Source organism: Enterobacter sp. (assembly GCF_977039595.1).
Window position 1 is genome coordinate 58,375 of sequence record NZ_CDRQYH010000008.1, and the last position, 14,013, is coordinate 72,387.

10 protein-coding genes are annotated in these 14,013 nt (G+C 56.8%); 4 read left to right on the top strand and 6 right to left on the bottom strand.

Annotated elements, in window-relative coordinates:
* Nucleotides 1–592: 592 nt before the first annotated feature.
* Nucleotides 593–1,534, top strand: coding sequence for a TIGR01212 family radical SAM protein (locus tag ACWYRJ_RS04540; RefSeq protein ID WP_149367680.1), 942 nt, complete (start codon nt 593–595; stop codon nt 1,532–1,534).
* Here the strand turns inward: ACWYRJ_RS04540 and ACWYRJ_RS04545 are convergent.
* Nucleotides 1,514–3,016 carry a helicase HerA-like C-terminal domain-containing protein gene (locus ACWYRJ_RS04545; RefSeq protein WP_455507478.1) on the bottom strand — a complete coding sequence of 501 codons (1,503 nt, stop codon included), beginning with the start codon at nt 3,014–3,016 and terminating at the stop codon, nt 1,514–1,516. The two genes, ACWYRJ_RS04540 and ACWYRJ_RS04545, sit on opposite strands and share 21 nt — an antisense overlap.
* Nucleotides 3,017–3,153: 137 nt before the next feature.
* Here ACWYRJ_RS04545 and ACWYRJ_RS04550 point away from each other — a divergent pair, with 137 nt between their 5' ends.
* The gene (locus ACWYRJ_RS04550; protein WP_455507479.1) at nt 3,154–4,794 is read left to right on the top strand and encodes a dihydroxyacetone kinase subunit DhaK; all 1,641 of its coding nucleotides are present in this window, start codon (nt 3,154–3,156) and stop codon (nt 4,792–4,794) included.
* Between the two features lie 43 nt (nt 4,795–4,837).
* Here ACWYRJ_RS04550 and ahr read toward each other — a convergent pair whose 3' ends face one another.
* The 5 genes from ahr to pepA all read right to left on the bottom strand — a co-directional run bounded on the left by ahr (nt 4,838) and on the right by pepA (nt 11,464).
* Nucleotides 4,838–5,857, bottom strand: a complete 1,020-nt coding sequence (gene ahr / locus ACWYRJ_RS04555) for an NADPH-dependent aldehyde reductase Ahr (protein ID WP_045403564.1) — start codon at nt 5,855–5,857, stop codon at nt 4,838–4,840.
* Between the two features lie 83 nt (nt 5,858–5,940).
* Nucleotides 5,941–6,444, bottom strand: coding sequence for a GNAT family N-acetyltransferase (locus ACWYRJ_RS04560; RefSeq protein ID WP_045403561.1), 504 nt, complete (start codon nt 6,442–6,444; stop codon nt 5,941–5,943).
* Between the two features lie 123 nt (nt 6,445–6,567).
* The gene (locus ACWYRJ_RS04565; protein ID WP_111964979.1) at nt 6,568–9,423 is read right to left on the bottom strand and encodes a valine--tRNA ligase; all 2,856 of its coding nucleotides are present in this window, start codon (nt 9,421–9,423) and stop codon (nt 6,568–6,570) included.
* Nucleotides 9,423–9,866, bottom strand: a complete 444-nt coding sequence (gene holC / locus ACWYRJ_RS04570) for a DNA polymerase III subunit chi (protein WP_008502815.1) — start codon at nt 9,864–9,866, stop codon at nt 9,423–9,425. The genes ACWYRJ_RS04565 and holC overlap by 1 nt, the downstream gene beginning before the upstream one ends.
* Before the next feature lie 86 nt (nt 9,867–9,952).
* Entirely contained in the window at nt 9,953–11,464 is a 1,512-nt protein-coding gene (gene pepA / locus ACWYRJ_RS04575; RefSeq protein WP_023309366.1) for a leucyl aminopeptidase, read from the bottom strand.
* A gap of 266 nt (nt 11,465–11,730) precedes the next feature.
* On the opposite strand from pepA, the gene lptF reads away from it, so the two are divergent.
* Together lptF and lptG are read left to right on the top strand one after the other, a co-directional pair.
* A complete protein-coding gene (gene lptF / locus ACWYRJ_RS04580) occupies nt 11,731–12,831 on the top strand; it encodes an LPS export ABC transporter permease LptF (protein WP_047650945.1) in 1,101 nt (366 codons plus the stop codon).
* Nucleotides 12,831–13,913 carry an LPS export ABC transporter permease LptG gene (lptG, locus tag ACWYRJ_RS04585; RefSeq protein ID WP_115876359.1) on the top strand — a complete coding sequence of 361 codons (1,083 nt, stop codon included), beginning with the start codon at nt 12,831–12,833 and terminating at the stop codon, nt 13,911–13,913. Before lptF ends, lptG begins: the two co-directional genes overlap by 1 nt.
* Nucleotides 13,914–14,013 lie beyond the last annotated feature (100 nt).

The following is a 14,013-nucleotide window of genomic DNA, read 5'->3' on the forward strand; positions in this document are numbered from 1 at the left end:
ACGCGGACCTCGCATTCGCCCTCTTTTTCATCCTTTCGCGCAGGTAAACAAGTTTGAGGACTTGCTTCAGAGGGAATCTCAATTACTGCATAAATATGATGAGCAGGCCGCTCATCCAGAAAGCTTCCAGCGGATTTCCAACTTATCGGGAATTGGTACACAGGTCAAATGGCAATCTTATTTATACAAAAATGTGCTAAAGAGAGTCTATGTTTTTGTATTTTAAGTGTATTTAACTATTTTTACATTGATTGAATGACCTGAGAGCGAGCAGCGGAGTGTGATCTGACTCACTATATGAAAGCGGTATTATCAATGTAGCGTGCTGAATAGCGGTTTTATAGCAGAACAATAATCTGGCAATGGATGCAAACCCGCATAAACCCACTGTTTTTCAGTGGTAGCGCTATAAATGAAAAAAACAATCAGAACATAAGGAAAAGTAATCACAGGAGGCGTGAATGAAATTGCAGTAATCGTGAGTATTTATTCATATAGATAAAGGCCGTCCAGGGCGATTGATCCAGGTCATCGCCGACAGAGGCTAAAAGTGGCAGGCTTGTCCCCTTTCTCCGGGACGGTCTATCAGATTATGCAGTTACAGAAATTAGTCAATATGTTTGGTGGGGATCTTTTGCAGCGGTACGGGCAAAAGGTTCATAAGCTGACGCTGCACGGCGGGTTTAGCTGCCCGAATCGCGATGGCACCATCGGGCGCGGCGGCTGCACCTTCTGTAACGTCGCGTCGTTTGCCGATGAGGCGCAGCAGCACCATTCTATCGCTGAGCAGCTTGCCCACCAGGCCAGCCTGGTGAACCGCGCGAAGCAATATCTGGCCTATTTCCAGGCCTACACCAGCACGTGGGCGGAGGTGCAGGTATTGCGTTCGATGTATCAGCAGGCCGTCAGCCAGGCCAATATCGTTGGGCTTTGCGTGGGCACACGCCCGGACTGCGTACCGGACGCGGTGCTGGACCTGCTCAGCGAGTACAAAGAACAAGGCTACGAGATCTGGCTGGAGCTGGGCTTGCAGACCGCGCACGACAAAACGCTGCACCGTATTAACCGTGGCCATGATTTCGCCTGCTACCAGCGCACCACGCGCCTGGCCCGCGAGCGCGGGCTGAAGGTCTGCTCGCATCTGATTGTTGGGTTACCCGGCGAGGGTCAACAGCATGGTCTTGAAACGCTGGAAAAGGTGGTTGAAACCGGCGTGGACGGCATTAAGCTGCACCCGCTGCATATCGTGAAGGGCAGCATTATGGCGAAAGCCTGGGAGGCTGGGCGGTTAAGCGGTATTGAGCTTGAAGACTATACGGTGACAGCGGGGGAGATGATTCGCCATACGCCGCCGGATATTGTCTACCACCGCATCTCGGCCAGCGCCCGCCGTCCAACGCTTCTGGCACCGCTATGGTGTGAAAACCGCTGGACGGGGATGGTGGAAATTGACCGCTATCTGCGGGAGAACGGCGTACAGGGTTCGGCGCTGGGCCGCCCCTGGATTCCGCGTCTAGCGGCGACGGCCGCCTAGCAAACTCCCCAGCATGCCGCGCACGATTTGATTGGTGACCTGTCGGGCTGCGCTTTTCGCCATGGTCTGCACCACGCCATCGCGCTTGCCGCCGCGCGGCCCGGTGCTGCCGAACAGAATGTCTTTGAGCCCACCGAGAATGCCGTCATCGACGGCGACAGATTGCCCTTTAGCGGCAGGCGCATCCTGCGATTCTGTTGTCGCCTGGACCCCTTTTTGCAGCATCTCGAACGCGGACTCGCGATCCACCTCGTCTTCGTATTTCCCGTAAACCGGAGAGTGGTTAATCAGGCCGTTGCGCTCATCGTCGGTCACCGGCCCCATACGCGAGCAAGGCGCGATCACCATGGCGCGTTCTACCACAGACGGGCTGCCCTTCGCATCCAGGAACGAGATGAGCGCTTCACCGGTGCCTAGCGCCTGAATCGCCGCTTCGGTATGAAAGGCAGGATTGGCGCGCATGGTTTGCGCGGCGGCTTTCACCGCTTTCTGATCTTTTGGCGTAAAGGCGCGCAGGGCATGCTGCACGCGGTTGCCGAGCTGCCCGAGCACGTTGTCGGGGATATCCGACGGGTTTTGCGAGACAAACCAGACGCCGACGCCTTTGGAGCGGATCAGGCGGATAACCTGTTCGATCTTATCCAGCAATACCTGCGGCGCGTCGTTAAACAGCAGATGCGCTTCGTCAAAGAAGAACACCAGCTTCGGTTTTTCCAGATCGCCCGCTTCCGGTAATTGTTCATAGAGCTCGGAGAGCATCCACAGCAGGCTGGCGGCGTAGAGTTTCGGCATCTGGTAGAGCTTCTCTGAGCTCAGGATGTTAATAATGCCTTTGCCGCTGCTGTCGGTGTGCATCCAGTCCTTGATATCCAGCATCGGCTCGCCGAAGAAGTGTTCGGCCCCCTGCTGCTCAAGCGTCAGTAGACCGCGCTGAATCGCGCCCACCGAGGCGCTGCTGATATTGCCGTACTGGTTCTGGAAGGATTTGGCGTTATCGCCGATGTATTGCGTAATGGCGCGTAGATCTTTGAAATCAAGCAGCAGCAGTCCCTGATCGTCGGCAATGCGGAAGATAATATTCAGCACGCCGGACTGCACGTCGTTGAGGTTAAGCAGACGGGCCAGCAGCAGCGGGCCAAGATCGGAGACGGTGGCGCGCACCGGGTGGCCTTTCTCACCAAAGATATCCCACACCACCACCGGGTTACCGTGCGGGGTCCAGTCCGTGATGCCAATATTTTTCAGCCGCTCGAGCAGTTTTTCAGATGCCGTCCCATCCTGAGCCACACCGGTTAAATCGCCTTTCACGTCAGCCATAAAGACCGGTACGCCAATCTCTGAAAGCGACTCCGCCAGCTTTTGCAGGGTGACGGTTTTCCCCGTCCCGGTCGCTCCGGTGATCAGACCGTGGCGGTTCGCCATCGCGGGCAGTAAATACAGCTCTTTTTCCAGCGTCCTGGCAATTAACAATGGTGTACTCATGATGCGCTTCCTCTCTTAGTCCTGGGTGGAGTATAGGCAACCTGGCCGCAATTTGGTTGAGTAAATTCCTGACTTTGCGGCGCATTATCCAGCGCGGACTATGCTTTTGCATACGGTTCACAAAATAGTGGGAAACTATGTCCAGATTCTTCTTTAACGATCGTAAACAGCTGGTCAACGATGCCATTGAAGGCATACTGCTTTCTGCGCCACACGCCAATCTCGTCAAGCTTGATATCGATCCGGCCATCAGGATCGTCGCACGCGGCGACTGGGACAAAAGCCGCGTGGCGGTGATCTCCGGCGGCGGCTCAGGCCACGAACCCGCGCACGCCGGGTTTGTCGGCAAAGGGATGCTGACGGCGGCAGTGTGTGGCGATCTTTTTGCTTCGCCGAGCGTGGATGCTGTGCTGAATGCCATTGTGGCGGTCACGGGCGACCGGGGCTGTCTGCTGATCGTAAAAAACTACACCGGCGATCGCCTGAACTTTGGTCTGGCGGCGGAAAAGGCTAAACGTTACGGTCTTAAGGTGGAGATGGTGATCGTGGCGGACGATATCGCGCTGCCGGATAACAAGCAGCCGCGCGGTATTGCCGGTACGGCGCTGGTGCACAAGATTGCGGGCTATGCGGCGGAGCAGGGGAAATCGCTGAGCGAGGTGCGGGATATTGCGCAACAGGCCTGCGATAACCTCTGGAGCCTGGGCGTGGCGATGCAAACGTGCAACCTGCCGGGCAGCGACGATGAAGAGGGGCGGATTAAACAAGGCCATGTCGAGCTGGGCCTGGGCATTCACGGCGAGCCCGGGGCTTCCGTGGTGGATACGCAAAACAGCAAAGCCATTATCGACACGCTGGTGACGCCGCTCAAAACGCAGGCGGGCGAAGGGCGCTTTGCGGTATTGATTAACAATCTTGGCGGCGTATCGGCGCTGGAGATGGCGCTGCTGACCAAAGAGCTGGCGCACTCGGCGCTGAAAGAGAACATCGCGTACCTGATTGGCCCTGCGCCGCTGGTCAGCGCGCTGGATATGAAAGGCTTTTCTCTGACGCTGCTGAAGCTCAATGATTTCTTCGAAAAGGCGATTCATGCTGATGTCGAGACGCTGGGCTGGCAGAAGCCCGTGGCGTTTGCGCCACTGCGTACCGTGGCGCATAGCGCCATTCATGACCGTGTGGAATATACCCCGTCTGACAATCCGCAGGTGCGTGCGTTTGTCTCAGCAGTGTCGACAACGCTGATCCAGCTGGAAAACCGCCTGAACGCGCTGGATGCCAAAGTGGGGGATGGCGATACCGGCTCCACCTTTGCGCAAGGGGCGCGGGATATTGCGCAGCGCCTGGAGGAGAACACGCTCCCGCTTAATGATGTGTCTAAGCTGCTGCTGCTGGTTGGCGAGCGGCTGGCGACGGTGATGGGCGGGTCGAGCGGGGTGCTGATGTCGATCTTCTTCACCGCGGCCGGGCAAAAGCTTCACGATGGTCAGACGCTCCCTGAGGCCTTGCTCAGCGGACTGGCGCAGATGAAGCAGTACGGCGGGGCAGATCTCGGCGATCGCACGCTGATCGACGCGCTGCAACCGGCGCTGGAGGCGTTGCTGAAGGGAGATATCGAGGCAGCGGCGAAGGCTGCACAGCATGGTGCCGAAGCAACGGCGAAAATGGCGAAAGCCGGCGCGGGACGCTCGTCGTATGTCAATAAAGAGAACCTGGATGGGGTAATGGATCCGGGAGCGGTCGCGATAGCGGAAGTATTTAACGTATTGGCGCAGCAGTGAAGGTAGGCCGGGTAAGGCGAAGCCGCCACCCGGCAAACTCACATCAGAAATCCGCTTTCAGCACCACGCGGTAGCGGGCTTTACCGTCGCGCACGTGCTGGATCGCTTCGTTGATTTTCGACATTGGATACAGTTCGGTGGTCGGTGCCACTTTGGTGCGTCCGGCGAATTTCATCAGTTTGCGCAGCTCGTACGGCGTACCGGTAGCAGAACCGGATATGCTGCGATCCCCACCGATCAGGGTAAACGCCGGAACCGGCAGCGGCTTCATCACCGCACCCACGGTGTGGAAGTTACCGCCGTAGGCCAGCGCTTCAAAGTACGGCTGCCAGTCGAGATCCACGTTAACGGTGTTGATGATCAGATCAAACTGGCCCGCCAGCGCGTTCAGCGCCTGCGGATCGCGGCTGTTCACCACTTTATCCGCCCCCATCGCCAGCACTTCTTTCTCTTTCGCCGGGTTCGAGCTGAACGCCGTGACTTCGCAGCCCATCGCGTGCAGCAGCTTAATGGCGATATGGCCCAGTCCGCCAATACCGATGACGCCCACGCGGCTGGTGGCTGTTATATGGTGCATCAGCAGGGGCTTGAAGACGGTGATACCGCCGCACAGCAGCGGGCCGGCGGATTCGATATCAATGCTCTCCGGCAGCGGGATCACCCATTGCCAGTCGGCGCGCAGCTTATCGGCAAAACCGCCTTTGTTCAGGATGGTAGGAACGGCGCCTTCGAGGCAGTTGATCTGATTTCCGCTGATACAGGCGTCGCAGTGACCACAGCTGCGTGCCGTCCAGCCAATTCCCACGCGCTGGCCCACTTTCAGCCCTTTGTCCTGCGCGGCGCTACCGAGCGCCACGACGCGGCCAATGACTTCGTGTCCGGCAACCAGCGGATAGCTGGAGAAGCCCCATTCGTTGTCGATCATCGAGAGATCCGAGTGGCAGATCCCGCAGTAATCAACCTGTACTTCGACGTCTTCTGCTTTTAGTTCGCCCGCATCGTACTCGTACAGCTCAAGTTCTGCACCCGCCTGCGGTGCGGCGTAGCTTTTTATCTTCGACATCGTGTTTCCCCCGTTGTGGTGTGAACTGAGAGTGTAGAGCATTCAGTTTACAGCCGCTTAACAGAAGAGGGCAGGAATGAAAGTTACAGACTTTTCAGCATCCTGACTTCGCAGTCAACGTGACCGGTACAGCCCAGCGGCGCATCGATATGCTCAAAGCCCAGATGTTCATACAGGCCGATGGCCTCTTTGAGGAACGCGGTCGTTTCAAGGTAGCAGCGGGTGAAGCCCTGCTTGCGCGCGTGGTCCAGAGCAATCAGCGCCAGCTTTTTCGCCAGTCCTTGCCCGCGCGCCGTTGGCAGAAAATACATTTTCTGCAGTTCGCAGATATCCGGCTCGCTGCAGCTGAGGGGCGCCACGCCGCCGCCTCCGACAACCTGGCCGTTCTGCTCGATTACCCAGTAGGCGTGCCCTGGCTGGCTGTAGAGCTGGTAAAGCGCGTCCAGGTTCGGGTCGGCAACCGTGTAGCCTTTGTCAGCCGTCAGGCCATATTCGGCAGAAACGGTGCGGATAACGGCGGCGATAGCCGGGTTATCCTGCTCAGCGATCCGGCGCATCGTCGTCGCGACGGGGGTAATCACGCTCATAGCATTACTCATTACAAAAATTGACACATAACTGCTGTTAATAGCACCGCAGAAAGGGGAGTGCAAGCGAGGAGTTTTCAGGAAGGATACCCCTTACGCTCTGAAGCGTAAGGGGTAAAAGCATTACAGGGCAGCGATAACCGCCTGCTGCTCGATCAGCTTGGTCTTCGCATCGGCGAAGGCAACCAGACGCTCACGCTCTTTCGCGATGACCGCTTCCGGCGCGCGGGCGACAAAGCCTTCGTTCGCCAGCTTGCTTTCGATTTTGCCAATTTCCACGTCGACTTTCGCCACTTCTTTCGCCAGACGAGCCAGCTCGGCGTCTTTGTCGATCAGACCCGCCATCGGGATCAGCAGCTCGGCGCCGTCGATGATTTTGGTCACGGAAACCGGACCTTTGTCATCCGCAGGCAGCACGGTGATGCTTTCCAGACGCGCCATGGTTTTCAGGAAGGTGTTGTTCTCTGTGACGCGACGAACGGCAGCTTCGCTGCAGCCACGAAGCAGCAGCTCCAGCGGTTTGCCAGGGGCAATGTTCATTTCAGCACGGATGTTACGTACCGCAACGATCGCCTGCTTCAGCCACTCGGTATCCGCTGATGCCGCTTCATCCACTTTCGCCGCATCGAATTCCGGGAACGGCTGCAGCATGATGGTATCTGCGTTGATGCCAGCAATCACCTTCACGCGCTGCCAGATGGTCTCGGTGATGAATGGAATAACCGGGTGCGCCAGGCGCAGCAGGCCTTCCAGAACGGTAATCAGCGTGTTGCGCGTGCCGCGCAGTTCCGCTTCAGTGCCGCCGTTCATGACCGGCTTCGCCAGCTCCAGATACCAGTCGCAGAACTGGTTCCAGGTGAATTCATACAGGATGCCCGCCGCGATGTCGAAGCGGTAGCTGTCCAGCGCCTCGCGGAACGCTTTCACCGTCTGGTTGAATTCCGCCAGGATCCAGCGGTCAGCCAGAGACAGCGTCATTTCGCCGCCGTTGAAGCCACAATCCTGATCTTCGGTGTTCATCAGCACGAAGCGGCTGGCGTTCCACAGCTTGTTACAGAAGTTACGGTAACCTTCCAGACGCTTCATGTCCCAGTTGATGTCACGGCCGGTAGAGGCCAGTGCCGCCAGGGTGAAGCGCAGGGCGTCGGTACCGTGGGACTCGATCCCGTTCGGGAACTGCTTCTCGGTGCGCTTGCGGATTTTCTCAGCCAGCTGCGGCTGCATCATGTTGCCGGTGCGTTTTTCCAGCAGATCTTCCAGAGAGATACCGTCAACCATGTCCAGCGGGTCAATAACGTTCCCCTTGGACTTGGACATCTTCTGGCCTTCGTCGTCGCGGATCAGACCGGTCATATAGACGGTATGGAACGGAACCTGCGGCTTGCCGTCTTCGTCTTTGATGAAGTGCATGGTCATCATGATCATGCGGGCAATCCAGAAGAAGATGATGTCGAAACCGGACACCATCACGCTGGTTGGGTGGAACTGACGCAGCGCGTCGGTGTTTTCTGGCCAGCCAAGGGTGGAGAAGGTCCACAGCGCGGAGGAGAACCAGGTATCCAGCACGTCTTCGTCCTGACGCAGGGCAACGTCCGCGCTCAGGTTGTTTTCCTGACGCACTTCATCTTCGCTGCGACCAACGTAGACGTTGCCTTCGTTGTCGTACCATGCCGGGATACGGTGACCCCACCACAGCTGACGAGAGATACACCAGTCCTGAATATCGCGCATCCAGGAGAAGTACATGTTTTCGTACTGCTTCGGCACGAACTGAATGCTGCCGTTCTCAACCGCTTCAACAGCTGGTTTCGCCAGCACGTCGGCACGCACGTACCACTGGTCGGTCAGCATTGGCTCGATCACCACGCCGCCACGGTCGCCGTACGGCACGGTCAGATCGTGAGGTTTGATCTCTTCCAGCAGGCCGAGTGCGTCGACGGCAGCCACGATCGCTTTACGCGCGGCAAAGCGTTCCAGCTTCTGGAACTCCGCCGGGATGTCGCTGGAGTAAACGTCAGACTCTTCGCCTTTGGTATCATACACTTCTGCGCTTTCGCGGATATCGCCGTCGAAGGTCAGGATGTTGATCATCGGCAGGGCGTGACGACGACCCACTTCATAGTCGTTGAAGTCGTGCGCAGGGGTGATTTTTACGCAGCCGGTGCCTTTTTCCATGTCGGCGTGTTCGTCGCCCACAATCGGAATACGGCGGTTTACCAGCGGCAGCACCACGAATTTGCCGATCAGATCTTTATAACGTGGATCTTCCGGGTTAACAGCCACGCCGGTATCGCCCAGCAGGGTTTCCGGACGGGTGGTTGCGACCACCAGGTAATCTTTACCGTCGGCGGTTTTTGCGCCATCGGCCAGCGGATAGCGGATGTGCCACATGGAGCCTTTAGACTCGCGGTTTTCCACTTCCAGGTCAGAGATGGCGGTGCGCAGTTTCGGATCCCAGTTTACCAGGCGCTTGCCGCGGTAAATCAGATCTTCTTTATACAGGCGAACGAAGACTTCTTTAACGGCATTGGACAGGCCTTCATCCATGGTAAAGCGCTCGCGCTCCCAGTCCACGGAGTTGCCAAGACGACGCATCTGACGGGTAATGGTGCCGCCAGATTCCGCTTTCCACTGCCAGATTTTGTCGATAAAAGCGTCGCGACCGTAGTCGTGGCGGGTTTTTCCTTCTTCAGCGGCAATTTTACGCTCAACCACCATCTGGGTCGCGATACCCGCGTGGTCAGTCCCCGCTTGCCACAGGGTGTTTTTGCCCTGCATGCGCTGGTAGCGGATCATGGTGTCCATGATGGTCTGCTGGAAAGCATGACCCATATGCAAACTGCCGGTGACGTTCGGCGGCGGGATCATGATGCAGAAGGACTCTTTGCTTTCGTCGCCGTTAGGCTTGAAATAGCCCTGCTGTTCCCAGTGCTCGTAAAGCGGCTGTTCGATATCGCGTGGGTTATATGTCTTTTCCATTATTTCCAGGTTGCCGTATTCAGGTTAAAACCAGCCAGGCGGTACGCTTTGTAGCGTTCGCGCGCCAGTTGTTTCAAAGATTCTTCGTAAGGGACAAAGTCTACCACTTCTGTGAAAGCGGTGGCAAAATCTGCAAAATCTATCCGCAGGCTAATCAGAATGTCGCGCGCGCTGCTGTTGCGCTTTTGCGGCCAGGCAATTTCAACCGGCGCCCCGCCGCGCGGACCTTCGCCTGACAGGTTATGCGGAACAAAACTCTCCGGCGGGCGAGCCCACAGCGCTTCATCGAGACGAATCGCCTGCTGCTCATCTTCACAGGCTATCAACACGCGTTTGCCTGCGCGCCAACGTTCTGCGGCAATTTCACACACCAGCTGTTCGACGGCGCTGAGGCCATCCTGATGGGTGTCGTTGTCCAGAAGGTAGAACGTTGCATTCTTCATATATGGGGCTTCTTGTGCTCACTTTAAATGCTTAAGCCGGGCGGCGGCTTCGCCTTACCCGGCCTACGGTTTACTGCCGTTTTGACTTACTCGTCGCCGTTAAAACCCGCACGATTGAGCAGGAACTGCGACAACAGCGCTACCGGGCGACCGGTTGCGCCTTTGGCCTTGCCGGAGCGCCACGCGGTGCCCGCGATATCCAGGTGCGCCCAGTTGTACTTGCGGGTGAAGCGCGCCAGGAAGCAGCCCGCGGTGATCGCCCCGCCAGGACGTCCGCCAATGTTCGCCATATCCGCAAAGTTAGACTCCAGCTGATCCTGATATTCGTCACCCAGCGGCAGACGCCATGCGCGGTCCCCGGCCTGCTCTGACGCACCAATCAGCTCGTGCGCCAGCGGATTGTGGTTCGACATCAGGCCGGTAATGTGATGGCCCAGCGCAATCACACAGGCTCCGGTGAGCGTGGCGACGTCAATCACCGCTTCAGGCTCGAAGCGCTCAACGTAGGTCAACACGTCACAGAGTACCAGACGGCCTTCGGCGTCGGTATTCAGCACTTCAACGGTCTGGCCGGACATGGTGGTCAGAACGTCCCCCGGACGATAGGCACGGCCGCCAGGCATATTTTCGCAGCCCGCCAGAACGCCGATCACGTTGATGGGCAACTGAAGTTCCGCGACCATGCGCATCACGCCATAAACCGCCGCCGCACCGCACATGTCGTACTTCATCTCATCCATGCCTTCGGCAGGCTTGATGGAGATACCGCCGGAGTCGAAGGTCAGGCCTTTACCGACGAGCACAATCGGGCGTGCGTCTTCGGACGGGTTGCCTTTGTACTCAATGACCGACATCAGGGATTCGTTTTGCGAGCCGTTACCGACCGCCAGATAAGAGTGCATCCCCAGCTCTTTCATCTGCTGTTCGCCGATGACGCGGGTAATGACGTTTTTGCTGTAGGCGTCGGCCAGCTGACGCGCCTGAGAGGCCAGGTACGCCGCGTTACAGATGTTCGGCGGCATGTTGCCGAGATCTTTAGCCGCTTTAATGCCGGCTGCAATGGCCAGACCGTGTTGAATGGCGCGTTCACCGCTGGTCAGTTCACGACGGGTTGGCACGTTAAAGACCATTTTACGCAGCGGGCGACGCGGCTCGCTTTTATTGGTTTTCAGCTGATCGAAGCTGTACAGGCTCTCTTTTGCCGTTTCAACCGCCTGACGCACTTTCCAGTAGGTGTTACGCCCTTTGACGTGCAGCTCGGTCAGGAAGCAGACGGCTTCCATTGAGCCAGTATCATTCAGCGTATTGATTGTTTTCTGAATCACCTGCTTATACTGACGTTCATCCAGCTCGCGTTCTTTGCCGCAGCCAATCAGCAGAATACGCTCTGACAGTACGTTCGGAACATGGTGCAGTAACAGCGTCTGCCCAGGTTTGCCTTCCAGTTCGCCACGGCGCAGCAGGGCGCTAATATAGCCGTCACTGATTTTATCGAGTTGCTCGGCGATCGGGGAGAGTCGGCGTGGTTCAAAGACGCCCACAACGATGCAGGCACTCCGCTGTTTCTCCGGGCTACCGCTTTTTACACTGAACTCCATGCACTACGCTCCTGAATCTTAAAGACAACGGCGGCAGCTACGGATAGAATTGAAACCTTTCGTAACTCATGTCCGCTGTTGTGGTGACTTCGTGTTAATCTTACGTTACTACGGTTTCGACACGTCAGAAACAATCCTGAAGCGTGAATCCGCCGGATGTTTTAATCTTAGCGATGATTTCGACGACTCAAGAGAATAAATGACGTTTAAGCCATGAAACAAGCGATTTTCCAGCAAAGAGACGGGTTTTTACGGGCGTATTTAAAGTGATAATCATAAGATATCTGGTGCGGGAGACGCTCAAAAGCCAACTGGCGATCCTTTTCATCCTGCTGCTGATTTTTTTCTGTCAGAAGCTGGTTAAGATCCTCGGTGCGGCCGTTGACGGCGAAATTCCAACAAATCTGGTACTTTCCCTGCTTGGTTTAGGGATCCCGGAAATGGCGCAGCTTATCCTGCCGCTAAGTCTTTTCCTTGGCCTGCTCATGACGCTTGGGAAACTCTACACCGAGAGTGAAATCACGGTGATGCACGCCTGCGGCCTGAGCAAAGCGGTCCTGGTGAAAGCCGCCATGATACTGGCGCTGTTCACGGGTATCGTTGCGGCGGTGAATGTGATGTGGGCGGGCCCCATGTCTTCCCGCCATCAGGACGAAGTGCTGGCCGAAGCGAAAGCCAACCCCGGCATGGCGGCGTTAGCCCAGGGGCAGTTCCAGCAGGCAACCGACGGAAACTCCGTGCTGTTTATTGAGAGCGTCGACGGCAGTAAATTCAACGACGTCTTCCTTGCGCAGCTGCGTCCCAAAGGAAACGCGCGTCCTTCAGTGGTGGTTGCTGACTCCGGTCAGCTTGCTCAGCGCAAAGATGGTTCTCAGGTCGTGACGCTGAACAAAGGTACCCGTTTCGAAGGCACCGCGATGCTGCGCGACTTCCGTATTACGGATTTCCAGAACTATCAGGCCATTATCGGCCATCAGACCGTGGCGCTCGATCCAACGGATACCGAGCAAATGGACATGCGTACCCTCTGGAATACCGATACTGACCGGGCGCGCGCTGAGTTCCACTGGCGTATCACGCTCGTCTTCACCGTGTTTATGATGGCGCTGATTGTCGTTCCGCTGAGCGTGGTGAACCCGCGTCAGGGACGCGTGCTATCTATGCTGCCGGCGATGCTGCTTTACCTGATCTATTTCCTGCTGCAAACCTCGATTCGTTCCAACGGCGCGAAGGGTAAGCTGGACCCTATGGTCTGGACATGGTTCGTCAACAGCCTGTACATCTTACTGGCGCTGGGGTTAAACCTGTGGGATACGGTGCCTGTGCGCCGTATACGTGCCCGATTCTCGCGTAAAGGAGCCATCTAATGCAGGCGTTTGGCGTTCTTGATCGCTATATCGGTAAAACCATTTTTACCACCATCATGATGACGTTGTTCATGCTGGTGTCGCTCTCCGGCATTATCAAATTTGTCGATCAGCTGAAAAAAGCCGGGCAGGGGAGCTATGACGCGCTGGGCGCGGGGATGTATACCCTGCTCAGCGTGCCGAAAGATGTGCAGATCTTCTTCCCGATGGCGGCCCTGCTGGGTGCGCTGCTGGGGCTGGGAATGCTGGCGCAGCGCAGCGAGCTGGTCGTAATGCAGGCCTCGGGTTTTACCCGTATGCAGGTTGCGCTGTCGGTGATGAAAACCGCAATCCCACTGGTGCTGTTGACCATGGCGATTGGCGAATGGGTTGCGCCTCAGGGTGAACAGATGGCGCGTAACTACCGTGCTCAGGCCATGTACGGTGGTTCACTGCTCTCGACTCAGCAAGGTTTATGGGCTAAAGACGGTAAAAACTTCGTCTACATCGAACGGGTGAAGGGGAATGATGAACTGGGCGGGGTGAGCATCTACGCTTTCGATGACCAGCGCCGTCTGCAGTCCGTTCGCCACGCCTCTTCGGCGAAATTTGACGCCGAACATAAGCAGTGGCGGTTATCCCAGGTTGATGAATCCGACCTGACAGATCCGAAACAGATTACGGGTTCTCAGACGGTAACCGGCACGTGGAAGACCAACCTGACGCCTGACAAGCTCGGTGTTGTTGCCTTGGATCCTGACGCGCTCTCCATCAGCGGTCTGCACAACTATGTGAAATATCTGAAGTCGAGCGGACAGGATGCGGGACGTTATCAGCTCAACATGTGGAGCAAAATCTTCCAGCCAATGTCCGTGGCGGTAATGATGCTGATGGCGCTGTCGTTTATCTTCGGTCCGTTGCGCAGCGTGCCGATGGGGGTTCGCGTCGTGACCGGCATCAGCTTCGGCTTTGTGTTCTACGTGCTCGATCAGATCTTCGGTCCGCTGACGCTGGTTTATGGCATTCCGCCGATAATTGGTGCGCTGCTGCCAAGCGCCAGCTTCCTCCTGATCAGCCTGTGGCTGATGTTGAAACGCTCCTGATTGACCTCTCCTCGCTTCCGGTTAACCGGAAGCGAGGCTAATCACCTGTTTCACCCCGCACTTTTTCTCATAACCTTCAACGCCTCGCCCTGAATTTGAG